The organism is Bradyrhizobium sp. WSM4872, assembly GCF_055811715.1.
Genome location: NZ_JBVVPT010000033.1, coordinates 29,265 through 45,902, shown reverse-complemented (window position 1 = coordinate 45,902; position 16,638 = coordinate 29,265). Strand labels below are relative to the sequence as shown.

Here is a 16,638-nt window from a genome sequence, read left to right as displayed (position 1 = left end):
CGGTTAGAGTGAGCGCTTGTCGCCCCGCGCTTCAGCGACAGTTCGAGACGAGACGTATTGTCCGACGGTCCGCTTTGCCACCCAGCCTAGAGTCGAGCCTTGAATGATGATGCTGAACAGGACGACCCCATAGGTTGAGGCGAGCATTGCGGCCTTGGCCGGGCCATCCGGCACGGACAGGGCGAGTGCAACTGAAATTCCGCCTCGGACGCCGGCCCAGGTGAGAAAGGGCGCGTTGCGCAAGGAGAGCAGGCGAGTCCATCCGAACAGGAATGGTTGAACCGAAACGGACGCAAAGCGGGCGAAGAGAACGATTGGCACCGTCGCTGCTGCCAGACCGAGGCTGCGAGGATCGAAGCGCAGTATCAAGGTCTCCAGCCCGATGAGCAGAAAAAGGACCGAGTTGAGAATTTCGTCGATGAGGGTCCAGAGCGCGAACAGATATCCTTGTGTCCGCTCACTCATTGCGTATCGAGGTCCTCGGTCGCCGATGAGGAGGCCCGCGGCGACCATGGAGAGCGGGCCACTGACGTGCAGATGCAGCGCAAGTGCGTAGGTTGCAGTGACGAGGGCAAGGGAGATCAGCACCTCGATGGCGTAGTCGTCGATGAGCCGCATCGCGCGATACGCAACATAGCCAGTCAACAAGCCCAGCACTAATCCGCCACCAGCTTCGCGAACGAGTAACTCAGCGACATCGGCGGCCGAAACCTGAGCGCCGTCTCCGGTGCTCGCAAAGCGAAGCATGATCGTGAACAGAACGATCCCGACGCCGTCGTTGAACAATGCCTCGCCTTCCGCCTCGATCTGCAGCTCTTTCGGCACCTTGGTGTTGCGAAGCGTACTCAGGACAGCAACGGGGTCAGTCGGGCTGATCAGCGCGCCGAACACGAACGCCCAAGCCAACGATACGGGTAGGTGTAAAAGGCCGCAGATGAACCAGAACATCAGGCCTACGAGGCCGGTTGAAATTGAGGTGCCGAGAACGGCCAGAATAAATACCGGAATGGCGCGGCTTCTGAGCGTGTCCAGATCTACGTGCAACGCGCCGGCGAACAGCAGAAATGCAAGCATCCCATTCACCACGACTTCGGCAAAGTCGATTTGCCGGAGCCCGTTGGCAAGCTGGTCTAGTAGTTGAATTGTGGGAAACGCCGCATCCAAGCCGATCAGGAGCAGTGACGTCAGGACGCTCATCACGAGAAGACCTACGCTGCGGGAGAGCGGCAGGAACTTGTGATTGAGCCAGCCGAAGACGGCAGACAATGTCAGCAGAACGGCAGCAACATCCATCAGCGAAAGCACGGCAGGCTCCCTTGTGTCCTGGCGAGAGTGCCTGTTCACTCCCTCCCGTTAAGGCCGCTGTTCGCTCTACTCCCAATGAGGGTAGTGCGTTCGAGATGGCGACTTTTGAGACGTGAATAATCAAAAGCGACTTCGGCAGTTCCTGCGGGACGGTAAGCGGATTAGGATGCGCCTCAATCCCCAAGCCGTCTCCGCGACGGAGTCAGCTATCCATTTCTGCATCTGCGGCGAAAGATCGCGACGACGATTGCATTATCGTCGTTCACTCCGCATTCATTGCAACGACATAGAAGTGCGGAGGGGGCTTACGACAAGGAAAAACCATGAAGAAAATCGCCTATGGATTTGCGGCCGCTGCTCTGCTTGCGGGCACTCAGTTCTTGGTTCCTGCCAATGCGATGATGGCGCCACCGGTCGGCGCAGCGGCAACATCCGAGACGATGCAGGCCGGCTATCACTATCATCATCATCGGAGGGTCTGCACCGTGCGAGCCATCGTCACGCGCGGCTATCATGGTCGGCGTATCGTCAAGCACGTGCGTGTCTGCCGATAAACGCAAACTTGGAGGGCCGTCGATCGAGGCGGCCCTCATCTTGCATAACAGCAATCTTCATCGCGCAGTGAGATGGGTGCGCCGCACATTACATCGGAAGCTGACGTCCAAAAGTCCGGAAAATCGACGTGCCGCGATCTCCAGCGCCGCAAAACAAAGAGCCGTGAACAACATACCGAGGACCAGGAGAACCACGACTGTATCCATAATCGAACGAGTTCCTGCAAGGGATCGGGACAATGAATCCAACTTCGTGATTCTGTCGGTTCTCACACGCCTGTTGCCATCAAGCAATCGCGTACGCCGAGAACAGGAGACAGGTGATGTAGACGCAAGCGAGGAAAATGCCCGCGGTTCTAGCGGTGCGGGCATCTAGCCGCGAGTTCGTCCGGGTCGCGAGCTCGGGCAGTTTCTCATACTGTGCAAAGAGCCGACGACGGGCACGTCCTCGGAAAAGTACATTTCTCATATATGCCTCCAAGCAACTTGATCCGTCCAAAAAGGTGCGGAGTGCAAAAGCCGTTCGGCCGGCGATTCGCGTTGGTTCTCTCGTCCGCTTCATGGAAGATAGTGGACGGCGTCCCATCGGGCAGTCAGGAGATGAGCGGGGCCTGTCGGGATAATCCTGACGTCCTCATGCCATGCAGGGCCGTTTGGCCCACCTACTTCCCGCTCAAACTTGATCCGCACTCTTTCCCGAATGACTCAACCAGCCAAGGGCCACGCCGTAGCGCACGATGTCGGCACGCGTGAACAGTCCGAGCTTTTCGACCGCCCTGGCCTTGTAAGTTTCGACGGTCTTGATGCTGATGCTTAGCTGATTGGCAATTTCCTTGTTGCTGAAGCCTTGCGCGATAAATCTGAGAACCTCACTCTCGCGCGGTGTCAGCTCGCCGGCTGTGGAAGCGCCGGAAGACGAGTGGGCGCCCTGCGCGGATGGAAGTGCTTTCTCCGCTATTGCTGGATCCAGATACAAACCACCTCCAGCGATCGCGCGAACTGCGCGCTCGAGCTCGTCGGCCGCAGAGCGCTTCAGCAAATAGCCGCGAGCTCCCGCTTGCAGCATCGGCTGAACGTAGGCGTGATCCTCGTGCACGGTCAGCGCCAGAAGACGAACTTGAGGAAGCTGCGTCGCTAAGGTTCGAGCAACTTCGAGGCCACTGATACCGGGAAGTGAAATGTCCAGGATGGCAATGTCCGGTGTGGCCTGGCGAATGATGTCTAGGGCGGCCTGTCCATCCGTTGCTTCCCCGACGATCTCAATGTCATGCACGTCCTGAAGCAACGCCTTCATTCCGGCCAGAACAAGCGGATGATCGTCAGTCAACGTGATCCGGATCGGGCACATAGCCCATCTCCTCTATTGGTACCGGTATTCTCATGAAAAGAGAGGTGCCGTGGCCGGGTTCAGATTCGATCGCCAAAGATCCACCGAGCAGCGTGAGGCGCTCCTCGATGACGGACAGGCCCAATTTTGCGTGGCGGCTCTCGCCCTGCGAGAATTCCTGAAAGTCGAAGCCGTTCCCGTCGTCTTCGACGACGATCCTAAGCTCAGTTGTGCGTCGGTCGATGACCACGCTGACGTTTCGAGCTTGCGCGTGTTTGACGACGTTGTTCACGGCCTCCTGGACGGCGCGGTAGACCGCGATTTCGACGTCCTGGCCGAGACGATCTCTTCTGCCCAGAGGCTGAAAATCCACGCTGATCCCGAACCGGCGCTGGATCTCCGCGCAGAATGCCTCCAGCGCCTTGTAAAGGCCCAGGTCGTCAAGGGCGGTCGGGCGCAGGTCAGAGGCGATTTGATGGATATCGCGCCCAATCCCTCTCGCGAGTCCTTGCAACCAATTGAGCCTCTCCAATCCGAGCTTGCGTTTCGGGCTCGTGCCAAGAAGCGGCTCCAGGTTCTTTAGACCGAGAAGGAGACCTGTGACCGTCTGGCCGATCTGATCGTGAAGCTCTCTTGCGATTCTACGGCGTTCATTTTCTTCCGCTTCGGAAAGACGTCGAAGCAGTTGCTGTCGCTCCAGCTCAGCTCGCTTGGTCTCGTCGATATCCAGAATGACGCCATACACGACGTCTAGGTTGTTTTCGTCGAGTCGAGACAGCCGTCCGCTGGCCCGCAGCCACCGGCTGTGAGGGGGAGCGGTCCGGAAATCAGCAATCGCCACGTTTCCCGAACGGCAACTCAGCAAGGAAGCCTCAAAGTTCCGCTGGTCGGCGGGATCAATACAGCTCAGTATCCGACCTATCGGAACGATCGTATCTCCTTCGGAGCGCGAACCGTCTATCCGGAGCATCTCCCGGGCGCGGGGCGACACGATCGCTTCTCTGCTCGCAAAATCGCAGCTGAACACGCCGAGATCTGCGGCATCGATCGTCAGCCTCCGTCGCTCTTCACTTGCGCTGAGTGCCAATGCTGCCTGCGCCTCTTGCTCGCGCCGGCGAAGCGAAATGTCGCGTATGGTGTACCAGGCCAAAGTCAGAGCCAAGACAAAGCTCAATACCCCACCCCCGGCAAGAAAAATGGCTGAGCGCTGGACGGGACCATTCAGTTCCTGCGTCGGTATTCCGAAATGGACCGACCATCCGCTGGTTCCGGGGATGACTTTGTAGATCGAGTCGACTTGTTCGCCGGCAGGCGTGGTTTTGACGTAGCTTCCTTCTGGCGCTGAGGCTATCGCCTGGCGGACCGTAGCGCTGGCAGATTGTCCGAGTTCGGATTGTTCACCGAAGGTGCGGGCGACGATGTTCCCCTTGGCATCGACCACGAAACCCACCCAGCCGGCCGGGGCTCCTGCGCTCTTCAAAATCTGGCTTATTGCATCGGGCACCAAGGCCACCGTGAGGACAAACTTCAATTGCCCATCGCGCTCAACGGGGGCCCTGACGGCCACCACGCGTTTGCCGGTGATGGGACCACGTGGCCCAATTCCGCCGATCGCCGGCTTTCTCGTTTTCAGGATCTGTTCGAAATTCTCTCGGTCGGCGGTGGCGCGCATCCCATCTCCGAGTGGACGGCTGACATCAAGCACCTGATTCCCGTCGGGGTCGACGAGCTGAATCGTCTGCCAAAGAGGACGTGCTTCGTTGACACGCGTCGCTTCCCGATAGAACGCGTCAAGGTCCGGCTTGTCGAGTGTTGCGGAAGCCGCGACGGTCTCGGCGATCTCGAGCTGGAGGCTGATCTCGGAGGCAAGCCGGTTGACGACGCTATCGAGCGTCTCCACGGCGGCAGCCTGAGAACCCCTGCGCTGCTGCTGCGCGTTCAGGAAAACGACCCAACCCGCAAAAAGCGCAAGAGGCATCGCTGCCGCGATGAAGACGAGAATCAAGGGGCGGCGGGCTGCGCGACGGGACATTGAGGTGGGCGCCTCCCTGCGGGTGCGTATCAAATGAGACAGCAAAACGCCCACGTGCTGGCACTTCCTCGATGTTTTCTGGTTCTTGTCAGGTTTTTCCCGACACTACTATCGGTCACCCTGACTCCCAGGATCGCTCGATCGATCCCATCGTACAGGCAATCATTGTAGCGGTCTAGAATTGGGCTTGACATGGAACATTCTTCATCGCCGCTGCGGTTGATAGAAAACGAATTCAACTCGAAGCGGCTTGGTTTGGACGAGCCCCTCTGCGGGACTAGCCGCAACGAACTCGTCTCCCGACTGTCGGCTTCATCGCAGTGCCGTTTGCTCGAAAGCTGCGAGACGGTGTCTCTGAACAAAGGACAAATTCTCTACGATCGCGGCACTCCTCTTCGCCATGCCTACTTCATCGAGTCCGGCGGGTGTTCTGTCACGACCCGTGCGGGCGACTGCCTGCCGGTCGAGATCCATACGCTCGGGATGAAGGATTTTGTCGGCGTGCCGTTGGTCCTGGGCATGCACGTTTCGCCGCACCGCTGCAGCGTGAGAGTGCCGGGCCAAGCGCTTCGGATCCAGTCCGATCAGCTGATTTCTTTGATCAAGAGGGACGTCGAGCTTGAAAAGATGCTTTTAGGCTATGTTCAGGCGATCCTGATTCACAGTTCGCAGCTATCAGCCTGCAATTCCAGGCACACGCTGCACCAGCGCCTCGCGCGGTGGCTCCTGGTTGCCAGCGACAGGCTCGGGTCTCGCGAGATACCTTTCACGCATAGTTACATAGCCAATGCTCTCGCGGTCCGGCGCGCCGGCGTTACGGTCGCTCTCGGGAGTATGATGCGCGACGGAGTGATTGGCTGTCGCAGAGCAGGGATCGTCGTCATGGACGAGGCCAGGCTGAAAGCGATGTCTTGCGATTGTCAGGGGATAATCCTGTCGGCGCACAACCGTCCTTGTGCGGTGCCGCCCCTCCGCATTGCATATTCGTGAACGCGATTCCCTACTGCCGTTAAGTCGCCTGTACGGCAGCCAATAGAATCCAGATATTCTTGAAGCGATAGAGGCGGAGATGTCATCGCAAGAAAGCCGGATCCGAACCGATACCGAAGTTCTGGTGGGAGCCTTGGAGGAGGCCCAAAGGCTTCTTGCCGCTTACGAGAACCCTTGCTGCAATCGCACCAGGGACGACATTATCGCTATGGTCGAGTTCATCATATGCAACCCTTCCGTGACACGTGCAATGCTTCATCAAAAGATGCGCAGCCGCCTCAAGTTGGTCGGATAAGTCTCGTGCGGGAGCGTACATTCGCATTCAGGAAAACGAAACTTGCGAGCGTGCGATGAGTTGACGATGATCCAACACAACTAGGAGCAATCGTCATGAAGACATCACTTTGCATTCTTGCCTCCGCGATGCTGCTGGCTACGCCGGTCATGGCGCAGTCGTCCCAGAACAGCGCGACGACCGCGGCGCCCAACGTGCAGCCGGCTGCCTCGACCGCCTCCATGCACAAGGAAGGCGAATGGCGTGCATCGAAACTCGTTGGCGTGAACGTCTATAACAATAGCAACGAGAAGATCGGCGACATCAATGATCTGATCCTTGATTCCAGCGGGCGGGTTGCCAACGTGGTGATCGGGGTGGGAGGATTCCTTGGAATGGGCGAACACAACGTCGCCGTAACGTTCGATCAGCTCAAATTCGCCAAAGAACCGGTGAAGACTGCGTCCAGCGATGGCGCTGGAAAGACCGGCAATGCCGGTTCGACGAGCACGACGGGAAGCGCATCAACGTCGGCCCACCGAAGCGACAATTGGTATCCGGATCACGTGGTGCTGAACGCCAACAAGGATCAGCTGAAGAAGATGCCCGAATTCAAGTACTGAGCCGATCTCGGTCCCTATTTCCAGCATGCTTATCGGCGGTGTCATCTGAGACGACGCCGCCTTTTCCAGTTGTCTTTGATCCGGTCGGCTTAGATTTGTAGTGGCAGGAAAAGCAGTCTTGAATTTCCGCATTGAATCGATCAGCTTGCTTGCCGCTGGCTGAGGTCGACGATGTCTGATGAAGCACTGCCGGAAGAGGTAGAGGAGCTTGTCCGACGCTACATTCGCTCTGTGGCGCAGCTCGAAGCCCTTTTGTTCTTCCACAAGCGGCCCGGCGAGCGCTTCGACGTGGAGTCGCTCGCTGCACGCCTTTACGCGGGCAAGACCGAGATGGCCGATGCTCTAGCGTCCCTGAGGAAGGATGGCTTCCTCGACGGCGAAGCGGGGATCTATGCGTTTGCGCCGCGGCCCGAATTGCGGCCAGTGGTCGATAGCTTGGCCTTGGCGTATTCGCGGCATTTGATCCCGATCACACATATCATCCACAACAGCCCACACCGCATCCAGGCATTTTCAGATGCCTTCAGGATTCGAAAGGATTAGTCATGGCTGCGGTGATTTACACACTTTGCGCGATCACGAGCGGCTTTTGTGCATGGCTGCTCATTCGGGCATATATCGGTAACAGGTCGAAGTTGCTCCTATGGAGCGCGGTCTGCTTCGCGGGTCTGACTTTCGAAAATGCTGCTCTCTGGATCGATAAGATCGTATTTCCTCAAGTTGATCTTTCCGCCGTGCGTCTATCGATCGGCCTGTTCGCCATGACGGTCCTGCTTATCGGCATGATCTGGGAGGCCGACTGATGGACCATTTGAATCCCGTTCTTTCAGGTGCGACGGCATTCGCATCGCTCCTGGCGAGCATATATTTCCTGAAGTTTTGGCGTAAGACGGGCGACACCTTTTTCCTGCTCTTTGCGGCTGCGTTTGTGATCGACGCCGTCGCGAGGTTTGTCCTGGCTGTGGTGCAAGTGACGAATGCGAGCGAGCCGGTGTACTTCATCCCGCGCCTGATCACATTCGGTCTGATTGCGCTTTCGATCGTCGGGAAGAACGCGCTGCCGAAGAAGCGCAAGTGAAGCGCGAATTCAAGAGGCGCTGACTTGCAAGGTTAGTCGGGGTGCAACCGTACAACCGGTTTCGCGCTTTGAACGACGGGCAGGGGAATCGACCACCGACCTTGCCCGGGACGGATGGACAGGTCATGCCGTCAGGAGGGGCGGACCCCAGCCGAGGAACGCTGGGATTCCAACTCCCGCCGCGCGCTAATTCACCCGCACGTTGGCGGGCTGCTGTGTGGGACAGGAGTGATCTTCGGCAGAGCGCGCACAGCTTGCTATGTGACGAAACACGGTACAGTTCTGTACAATAGGTAGCCGATCTGCCCCGCTGTTGCTTGCTCGCGGGCGACCTCCGAAGGATATTGCGCAGGGGGCTTTCATGATCAGCAAATCGAATCAAACGGCACTCAATGTCTTTCCGCAAGCGTACTGCCTGTCTTGCGAGGAAAAGACGCCGCATCGGCATGAACGGCTGGCAATCCACGGTACGCAAATGGCACGTGCGACTTGTCTCACCTGCAACAACGAGCGTACGGGCTTTGAGGAGGGGAAGCGGCTCGCCAATCCGAGCTAACAGCAGCCGTCCTTTGGTCTGGTATATGTTCGCTCACTATTGCTTAGCGCAATCGGCAGTGCCCAATGCGCCGCGAGAGCTGCGCCTGCTAGACGGCTTGAGCAAATGCCTGCGGACAGTCGGGGTAGCTCCGGAGTGACCCCGATATCGTACAAGGAGTTCTTCCGCTATGGCATTTTCGGCCTGGCGGTAGCCGCAGTCGTGGCGTTCGGTATCTCGCCATTTACCGGAGGAATCGTACAGCAGTGGTCGCGAAGCGATGTTGAAGCCAGATCCAAGCTGGTCTTCAACGCCATCCAGCCGTTGCTTAGTCGTGATGTGGAAGACCAGGCCTGGGACCGGCTCTCGGACCTTTTCAAGAGAGTGGCGCTCGACAAGAAGATTCTCGCGGTTGGATTTTGTGATCCGGAAGGCTCGTTGCTCGCGCCAACACCGGAGATGCCGGCGAGCTTCTCCTGTGAAAAGTCGGCCAAATCCGAGAACGAGAGTTTCGCAAGCATCGCCAGCGGCGGGCGACGAATTCTTGTAGCTGCGTTTCCGATCGCGAGTAGCCGAGGTCGTTCCTACCTCGTCATTCTAACCGACCTCAGCTTCGCGGCGGCCAGGTCCAGCCAGGTGCTGGCGTATCTGCTTGCCGCGCTTGCCGGCGTCGTTCTGGTCCTGACCGTTGGCACGATCATTTTCGCCGTCCTCATGATGCGCGGCTGGATGAAGGCATTGCGACGCGCGGTCGAGGAGGTCCGTCGAGGTGCTCAGGGAGTGCACCTTCAACTCGGTGGCTCGTCTATTGATCGAGAAATTCACAAGCTGTTGCGTAGCGCCGAACAAGTTACGTTTACAAGCCAGATCGAGTGGACGCCGAAATCGCTTCAAGAGGTGCTGCAAAGCGTCCTCCCGGGCGCCGAAGTTCTCGTCCTTTCCAATCGGGAGCCCTACATTCACAACACTTCGGAAGCGGGGACTGTGGTGCAGCGGCCGGCGAGTGGATTGGTCTCGGCCCTGGAGCCGATCATGCGTGCCTGCGGTGGCACTTGGATCGCACACGGCAGCGGCAGCGCCGATCGGGAGACCGTCGACGACCACGATAGGCTCCGCGTCCCCGAGGCAGCCCCGGCCTACACGCTTCGGCGCATCTGGATCTCTGAGAAAGAGCAGGACGGATATTACTACGGTTTTGCCAATGAAGGGCTCTGGCCATTGTGCCATATCGCTTTCGTGCGCCCTACGTTCAGGTCCAGCGACTGGCAAATGTATCGGCAGATCAACCAGCGCTTTGCCGATGCAGTCGTTGCCGAGGCGCGCGCCGAGGACCCCATTGTGCTGGTCCAGGACTATCACTTCGCGCTTGCTCCAAGAATGATCCGTGAGCGCCTGCCCAGGGCGACGATCATAACCTTCTGGCACATTCCGTGGCCGAATGCGGAAACATTCAGCATCTGCCCATGGAAGGCGGAGATTATCGAAGGATTGCTCGGCAGCACCATTGTTGGATTTCATACCCAATTTCACTGCAACAACTTCATCGAGGGTGTGGATCGCTTCTTGGAGAGCAGGATCGATCGCGAAGTGCAGGCAGTCAGCCTTGGAGGACATGAGACCAGAATACGTGCTTATCCAATCTCGATCGAATGGCCGCCAAGGGAACTGGAAAAGCTACCACCTCCCACGGAATGCCGATCTAGCATCCTCGCCCAGTTCGGATTGGCGGAGGATACGAGGCTGATCGTAGGCGTTGAGCGATTCGATTACACCAAAGGCATTCTTGATCGCATGCGGGCTGTAGACGCGCTTTTGTCGCGAAATCCGGCCTGGACAGATCGGCTTGCCTTCATCCAGGTCGCAGCACCGACGCGCAGCAAACTCAACGCGTACTCGAAGCTCCAGGCTGAAGCGGAGGCGCTCGCTGCCGAAATAAACGAGCGGCACCGCGGTCGCCAACCCTTGATGCATTTGGTCGCGCGGCACTACGAGCCGTCAGACGTGTTCCGGCTGTTCAGAGCGGCCGATGCCTGCGTCGTCAGCAGCCTGCATGACGGAATGAACCTCGTCGCGAAGGAGTTCGTTAGCTCGCGAGAAGACAACGCTGGGGTTCTTATCTTGTCGAGCTTCACCGGGGCGTCACGAGAATTATCCGAGGCTCTCATCGTCAATCCCTATGACACCGAAGAAATGGCATCGGCTATCAAGCTTGCACTTACAATGCCAATCGAGGAGCAGGCCGAGCGCATGAAGCTTATGCGACAGCAGGTCAAGGAGCATAACGTCTATCGCTGGGCAGGCACGATGCTGGTGGACGCAGCGCGAAGTCGCACTCGCGAGCGGGTTCTTGGCCTGGCCACCAATGCCGGTCATGGCGTGAAGCAGATCTGAGGGGCCTCTTCAAAAGCGGTCTTCAAGAAAATCGGTACCAAAGCGTACGGTTGGTTCTTTCCAAAACGACAGCTCAGTCGCACTCTCGTGCTTGCGATTTTTGCTCCGTGATGTGGAGGAAGGCGAATATGAACATGCTGATCGGAGCTGCGATGCTTGCGGTAGCAGGCATCCTGATCTTCATCGGGCTTCCCGATCGGACCGGCGTGCAACCGAAGTTCCTGCGCTTTGAAGCAGCGCTGGTTCTGTATCCTCCAATGATCTTGTCGTTCATTGGCCTCGGCGCTGCGGCCCTGATTTCAGGCCTGCTCACCAGATAGTCGCCTTTCGAGACGTAGAGACGACCCTACAAACCCGCCCAAAATGCAATCGGTCACGGCGTGGGTTGGAAGCCATCGTCCAGGAGGCGAATGCGTAGCGCATGTCGGCACTCCCAGGCATCAGTCAAGCGGGAGTAGAGTTGGCTCGCGGCAAAGCGCGCAAGATCACCGACTGTCGCAGGACCCTGGCGCACGAAGCCCTTGATCCCAAGCAGCGCCTGATGCTTACGGTTGCGCGCCATCCCCGGGTTCTATCGATACTGCTGGACAAGCATCCCAAAGCAAAGCGTGATGGACCACCGGAGAAGCCGGGGCGTTCCATTCGATGAAGCGGACAATGATATGCAGCGAGTGGCGCACCGAATTCGCCTCCGAATGCGCATCTGCCGGTAAAGGACAGGCCGCCGCGATAGCTGCCGTTGCACGGTCGCTATCGACTGAGCAATCTCCAGCGGACCGACTGCGAAACGTGGATTATCTCACACGCCGCTTCGGCCTGGTGACTTGAGATTTACCGCCAGACGATCGACGTGCCGCGACCTCTAAGGCAACGAGGCCGAAGGCGGAGACAGCGATTAGAATAACGAGTAGCAGCAGGCTGCCATACATTCAGATGACTCCTGCCGAGCGGCTCTTGTGAGGAGCGCGTGGTTCGACAACGTGCGTGGAGGGGTAGAGTGAAGTTGACGATCAAGCAATTGCACATGCGGACAGAAGCAGGCAGGTAAGTGTACGCACGCAAGGCCATGCCTGCAGCCTGAGACTTGCCGGCATCTACACGCAAAGGTTTTCGGCTCTACGTGTTTCTGATGCTGCGGAAAAAAGATGCCGGCCGGGGCGCTCTCAAAAATATGCGTTTCGCCGGGATTTTCCATGAACGATCACTTTAGGCCGAACGGAATGTAGTGATTGGCAGCTCGCCAGGCAGTCGGGAGATCGCTTGTCGCCCGTCGGGAAAATCCTGACTATCAGGACATCCGTTCGGGCGGGAAGGTTCGGTCGTGAATGTGGCTCTGTGTCAAAAACCTCAATTGGCAGGGGGGCATCTGCATTGCTCTACTTGCCTGTATGGCTTGGCACATTTCGAAAGTTTTTCGGTGATCAAGCCACGAAAGCACGGCGTGTCCGCGAGCCTAGCGCAACACTGTCGGCAGCACGAAAGGTCTGGTGGGTTGCACGATGGTAATCTCCCGAGGAGTGGGAGTATGCTGCGACGTCTGCCAAAGACGGCGCTGGAACGCCGCACACAATCACGTTCAAGAATGGAAAGGCCGCTCTTCGGGGCGGCTTTTCTGTGAGCATAGGAGGAAGAGCAAATGCATCTGAAAGCTCCGATCGATCTTGACGCGGAAAGGTCGCGCAAAAGGGCCGTGTGGTTGCGTCAACTAGCCGAAGGGGCGGCTCACCCGGAATTCGCTGAAAAGCTGAAGGATCTGACTGAAGAATATGACGGACTTGCCGAACAATTGGAGCATGAGGGCCAGTAGGTTCGTCTCGCGATCGCCTTCCGGGAATGCTGGCAACCGAATCGAGCGCGGCGCCGCGAGGATCTCTACTTCGCGCCTTTCATCCTTCACACCGCGCAAGTATTGGACGGCGCGTGTCGTGACAGTACCGAGGACGCCAATCTCGCGGTCAAGGTCAATGTAGCTCGAGCAGAGCAGCAAGAACCGCATGTCGCGCCATCCCCGCTTCTGGCGCAGCATCTCTCGCTGGCTTGACACCTCTGCGAGTTTCACTACCGGAGTGTAGCCCCTGTATCCCCCAACACCATTCGCGCCTTGATCTAGAAAAATCGGGGCTACATTCTGCGCTAAGTCATTGTAAACGTTGGTGCCGGCTGAGGGGATTGAACCCCCGACCTTCGGTTTACAAAACCGCTGCTCTACCGCTGAGCTAAGCCGGCGACGCCTGGAGACACGGGCAGGGCCGGCGTATGCCGGGTCTATCCGCCCGCGTGCGCGCCGCAATACCAGACTTGACCGGAAAGTGCCAGAACCCGCGATCCCCGATGCAGACATGAATCAGGCGGCCCGAGGGCCGCCTGATCTGTCGCGTTCGGTTCAAGCCGCCTTACTGGCAGATGTGCCGGCGACCGTCTTGGCCCTTGAACCAGGTGCCGGGCGTGCAAACGAAGCCGTTGCGCTGGGCGTAGGTGCGGGTGTCCCACCCGCGATTGTCCCAAGAATTATTCCACGAATTATCCCAACGATTGTCGTAGGCGTAGGCGTCGTTCGGGGCACGGAACGGCGCGGTGGCGATCGCGCCCGCAGTGCCGATGGCTGCGCCGGCCACGCCAGCGGCTGTTCCGACCGCGCCGGCGGCGACGTCGGTCGGCCAGAAGCCGGTGCGGCTCCTGTTCCAGTCGTTATTCCAGTCGCCGTTGTTGGTCTGGCGATAGGACACGCGACGATGCCGATAGCCGCTATCGGTGTACGGATTTCCCGGTCCGACGTTCTGGCAGTTGGCGTTGGGGAATTGCGCCGCGCAGCGGCCGGGATTGGTGATCACGGCCTGCGCCATGGCAGAGCCTGCCACCAGGGTCGCCGCAATCGCCGTGGCTCCGAGAAGTTTGACGTTCATGATTGTTTGGCTCCCGTTTTGTTGACGGGGGCTAAACGCCAAGGACGCCGGACGTTCCGCTGAAACCGGGGGATTTTCGTCGGCGATAGTCAAACGGAAGTGAGCACGCGCCATGGTTCCGGACTGCAGGATCCGGCGGCGTTAACGCTTCGCTAGCTCGCTTTGGAGGATTTGAGCGGCGCGCAATCCTTACACATTAGGCTTACCGGCAATTGGTGACAGGGCCTTAACCCTCTCTGCGTCGCCATCGGGTAGGTTGTCGCCGGATAAATGGGATCCCCTCATGCGCGCATCTGCGCTCGCCGCCTTTCTGATCGGACTGCCCGCGACGGCGTTTGCCGGCGGCGGCTTCGATATCGTCGTCCCCGGCCGCCCCGGCGTGCCCATCATCATCAACAACATCGACGCGTCCTATGCCGTGGTCGAGGGGACCTGGGGCCTGGGGAAGAACGTGCAAGTGCAGCCCACGATCTATGGCGGGCGCTATGTCGCCGAGCGCCAGCCCACGGACGTCGGCCACTACTACCCGACGCTGGGCTTGCGGCCCGGCTATGGCCGGCTCGAGGTCGAGCCGCCCGCGAACCGCAAATTGCCCAAGCCCGCCGAGGGCTATTACCAAAGCTGGGGCGCGCAATCGGCGCCGCTGCCGCCGCAGATGGACGTACCCGTCAATCCGCCGCCGGTGATCCTCGCGCCTGAGATCAATGACCACCCGCGGCGTCCTCGGCCGCGGCCGCATGCAGAGATACCCGGCAGGCCGCCGGGTTAAGAAACGACAAAATCCAAAAAAACGGAAATCAACAGGAGAGAGTAATGCGTCAGATGATTTCGGGACTGGTCGCGGCGGCTGCCGTGATGTTCGCCGCCACCGCGCCCGCCGCGGCCTGCGGCTTCGATCCGTGCCAGCCGGTCGCGCCGGTCTATTCCGGCTGCAACACCGGCTGCGGCGGTTATGGGGCCGGCTACGGCTACGGCTACGGCGCCTATGAGCGTCTCGCCGAGCCCACCACGCAATATTATCACGTCAACCAGGGCCCGACCTACACCGGCCCGGGCGCCTTCGCGCCGTATCCGACCTATCGTGAGGACGCGGTGGTTGCGCCCGCCAATTACGGCTACGGCCGTGGCTATGGCTATGGACACGGCTATGGTTATCGCGCCGCCGCGGTCGAAGCGCCGGCCGCCTATCCCTACCGCCGCCCGTATTACCGTCCGTATCGCTACGGCTACGGCCCGCGCGCCGGCTATCTGCCGCGCACGCACTACGGCTACGGTCCGCGCTACGGCTACGCCCCGCGCCATGCGCCGTACTATGGCGGCCACCGCGTGCTGCGCCGCTATTACTGATCGCCTGATCGGCTGAACCAACGAGACGCCCGTCCGCGATGCGGACGGGCGTTTTGTTTTGTTAGCGCTTCATCAGCCCGAGACGGCTGGCGCCGACATAGAGCGAGAGCACGGCGGCATTCGAGACGTTGAGGCTCTTGATCTCGCCGGGCATGTCGAGCCGCGCCACGACGCTGCAGGTCTCGCGTGTCAATTGCCGCAGGCCTTTGCCTTCAGCGCCCAGCACCAGCGCGAGCGGCTCGCGCAGGGTGACCTCGGAGAGATCCGCGCTGCCTTCACTGTCCAGCCCGACGGTCTGGAAGCCGAGCTCATTCAGCGTGGTCAGTGCCCGAGCGAGGTTTTGCACCGTCACCATCGGCACCAGCTCCAGCGCGCCGGAGGCGGCCTTGGCCAGCACGCCGGTCGCTTCCGGACTGTGGCGCGCCGTGGTGACGATGGCCTTCACCGCAAACGCCGCCGCCGAGCGCAGGATCGCGCCGACATTGTGCGGATCGGTGATCTGGTCGAGCACCAGCACGATGCCGTCCTGCTCAAGATCCTCGATGTCGGGGGAGGGCAGGGGATCGGCCTCGGCGAGCAGGCCCTGGTGCACGGCGTCGGGCGACAGCAGCCGGTCGATCTCCTGGGGCCGGACGATCTCGGGCGTGACCGGGATCGCGATGTTCTCGTCCGCCAGGCGCCTTGCGGCGTTCTCGGTCAGCGTCAGCTTGCGGATCTGCCGCTGGGGGTTGGCGAGCGCCATGGTGACGGTGTGCCAGCCATAGAGGATGACAGGTCCGTCGGTGTCCGAATCGCGATCGCGCCGGGCCGGGCGACCGGCCGATTTTCCGGGCCTGTTGAAGGGCTTAGACCCGCCGCGGGGGCCCCTCGGGTTGAATTTTCGATCCTTCATGGGCTCGCTTGTGTCACGGGTCCCGGAATATGGCAATTTGGGTGGTGTCGGGGGCGATTTTAGCTGTTCGCCTCGGTTGACTTTACCCCACCGCTTCGCCGATAACCGCGCCCGGTCGCGCCCCCATCCGGGCTGTCGCGGCCTTCACGTTCCATGGCCGTCTTCGGTCGCCGGCAAGGTCCGGCCCGATTGTGCTGCCGTCGAGCGGGGGAGTGTCCCGAGTGGCAAAGGGAGCTGACTGTAAATCAGCCGCCTTATGGCTTCGCAGGTTCGAGTCCTGCCTCCCCCACCATCCTTCGCTCGCTTCGCGAGCTACGGCTGGGCGAGCCAGCCCAGATCAGCGTCAAGCGAAGCTAACGGAGGCTGCCGCTCCGTAGCCTGACGGCG

17 protein-coding genes and 2 tRNA genes are annotated in these 16,638 nt (G+C 59.6%); 12 read left to right on the top strand and 7 right to left on the bottom strand.

What is annotated here, in order from left to right; translation table 11 throughout:
* Nucleotides 1-3 precede the first annotated feature (3 nt).
* On the bottom strand, nt 4-1,305 hold the full coding sequence (locus tag AC0L3C_RS30825) for a cation:proton antiporter (RefSeq protein WP_473409819.1): 1,302 nt from the start codon (nt 1,303-1,305) through the stop codon (nt 4-6).
* Nucleotides 1,306-1,628: 323 nt separating this feature from the next.
* Between AC0L3C_RS30825 and AC0L3C_RS30820 the strand changes: the two genes are divergently transcribed.
* Entirely contained in the window at nt 1,629-1,859 is a 231-nt protein-coding gene (locus AC0L3C_RS30820) for a hypothetical protein (RefSeq protein ID WP_473409818.1), read from the top strand.
* Between the two features lie 673 nt (nt 1,860-2,532).
* Here the strand turns inward: AC0L3C_RS30820 and AC0L3C_RS30815 are convergent.
* Both AC0L3C_RS30815 and AC0L3C_RS30810 read right to left on the bottom strand, forming a co-directional pair.
* Entirely contained in the window at nt 2,533-3,207 is a 675-nt protein-coding gene (locus AC0L3C_RS30815; RefSeq protein WP_354098735.1) for a response regulator transcription factor, read from the bottom strand.
* Nucleotides 3,179-5,218 (bottom strand): sensor histidine kinase, encoded by a 2,040-nt coding sequence (locus AC0L3C_RS30810; RefSeq protein ID WP_473409817.1) that lies wholly within the window; start codon nt 5,216-5,218, stop codon nt 3,179-3,181. The genes AC0L3C_RS30815 and AC0L3C_RS30810 overlap by 29 nt, the downstream gene beginning before the upstream one ends.
* A 192-nt stretch (nt 5,219-5,410) precedes the next feature.
* On the opposite strand from AC0L3C_RS30810, the gene AC0L3C_RS30805 reads away from it, so the two are divergent.
* The 8 genes from AC0L3C_RS30805 (at nt 5,411) to AC0L3C_RS30770 (ending at nt 11,429) form a co-directional block, all read left to right on the top strand.
* A complete protein-coding gene (locus AC0L3C_RS30805; RefSeq protein ID WP_473280293.1) occupies nt 5,411-6,208 on the top strand; it encodes a Crp/Fnr family transcriptional regulator in 798 nt (265 codons plus the stop codon).
* A 423-nt stretch (nt 6,209-6,631) separates the two neighbouring features.
* Nucleotides 6,632-7,105 (top strand): PRC-barrel domain-containing protein, encoded by a 474-nt coding sequence (locus AC0L3C_RS30800; RefSeq protein WP_473409816.1) that lies wholly within the window; start codon nt 6,632-6,634, stop codon nt 7,103-7,105.
* A 171-nt stretch (nt 7,106-7,276) separates the two neighbouring features.
* A complete protein-coding gene (locus AC0L3C_RS30795; protein WP_473258536.1) occupies nt 7,277-7,648 on the top strand; it encodes an SMC-Scp complex subunit ScpB in 372 nt (123 codons plus the stop codon).
* Nucleotides 7,649-7,650: 2 nt separating this feature from the next.
* Nucleotides 7,651-7,908, top strand: coding sequence for a DUF5985 family protein (locus tag AC0L3C_RS30790; RefSeq protein ID WP_007607494.1), 258 nt, complete (start codon nt 7,651-7,653; stop codon nt 7,906-7,908).
* The gene (locus AC0L3C_RS30785) at nt 7,908-8,183 is read left to right on the top strand and encodes a DUF5985 family protein (protein WP_007607495.1); all 276 of its coding nucleotides are present in this window, start codon (nt 7,908-7,910) and stop codon (nt 8,181-8,183) included. Before AC0L3C_RS30790 ends, AC0L3C_RS30785 begins: the two co-directional genes overlap by 1 nt.
* A 361-nt stretch (nt 8,184-8,544) precedes the next feature.
* Complete coding sequence (locus tag AC0L3C_RS30780) at nt 8,545-8,739, top strand: hypothetical protein (RefSeq protein WP_007607496.1); 195 nt, start codon at nt 8,545-8,547, stop codon at nt 8,737-8,739.
* A gap of 105 nt (nt 8,740-8,844) precedes the next feature.
* Entirely contained in the window at nt 8,845-11,109 is a 2,265-nt protein-coding gene (locus tag AC0L3C_RS30775; protein WP_473409815.1) for an alpha,alpha-trehalose-phosphate synthase (UDP-forming), read from the top strand.
* Nucleotides 11,110-11,237: 128 nt separating this feature from the next.
* Entirely contained in the window at nt 11,238-11,429 is a 192-nt protein-coding gene (locus tag AC0L3C_RS30770) for a hypothetical protein (RefSeq protein WP_473258531.1), read from the top strand.
* A 1,385-nt stretch (nt 11,430-12,814) separates the two neighbouring features.
* Here AC0L3C_RS30770 and AC0L3C_RS30765 read toward each other — a convergent pair.
* From AC0L3C_RS30765 to AC0L3C_RS30755, 3 genes are all read right to left on the bottom strand, one after another.
* Complete coding sequence (locus tag AC0L3C_RS30765) at nt 12,815-13,135, bottom strand: hypothetical protein (RefSeq protein ID WP_473258529.1); 321 nt, start codon at nt 13,133-13,135, stop codon at nt 12,815-12,817.
* Nucleotides 13,136-13,260: 125 nt separating this feature from the next.
* Nucleotides 13,261-13,335, bottom strand: a tRNA-Thr gene (locus AC0L3C_RS30760).
* Between the two features lie 167 nt (nt 13,336-13,502).
* On the bottom strand, nt 13,503-14,012 hold the full coding sequence (locus AC0L3C_RS30755) for a hypothetical protein (protein WP_473258527.1): 510 nt from the start codon (nt 14,010-14,012) through the stop codon (nt 13,503-13,505).
* 283 nt (nt 14,013-14,295) lie between these two features.
* On the opposite strand from AC0L3C_RS30755, the gene AC0L3C_RS30750 reads away from it, so the two are divergent.
* Both AC0L3C_RS30750 and AC0L3C_RS30745 read left to right on the top strand, forming a co-directional pair.
* Nucleotides 14,296-14,781 carry a hypothetical protein gene (locus AC0L3C_RS30750; RefSeq protein WP_473258525.1) on the top strand — a complete coding sequence of 162 codons (486 nt, stop codon included), beginning with the start codon at nt 14,296-14,298 and terminating at the stop codon, nt 14,779-14,781.
* Between the two features lie 44 nt (nt 14,782-14,825).
* Nucleotides 14,826-15,359 carry a hypothetical protein gene (locus tag AC0L3C_RS30745; protein ID WP_085383403.1) on the top strand — a complete coding sequence of 178 codons (534 nt, stop codon included), beginning with the start codon at nt 14,826-14,828 and terminating at the stop codon, nt 15,357-15,359.
* Nucleotides 15,360-15,420: 61 nt separating this feature from the next.
* On the opposite strand, the gene rlmB is transcribed toward AC0L3C_RS30745, so the two are convergent.
* Nucleotides 15,421-16,251, bottom strand: a complete 831-nt coding sequence (rlmB, locus tag AC0L3C_RS30740; protein ID WP_473409814.1) for a 23S rRNA (guanosine(2251)-2'-O)-methyltransferase RlmB — start codon at nt 16,249-16,251, stop codon at nt 15,421-15,423.
* A 206-nt stretch (nt 16,252-16,457) separates the two neighbouring features.
* On the opposite strand from rlmB, the gene AC0L3C_RS30735 reads away from it, so the two are divergent.
* A tRNA-Tyr gene (locus AC0L3C_RS30735) sits at nt 16,458-16,543 on the top strand.
* The last annotated feature ends 95 nt before the right edge of the window (nt 16,544-16,638 follow it).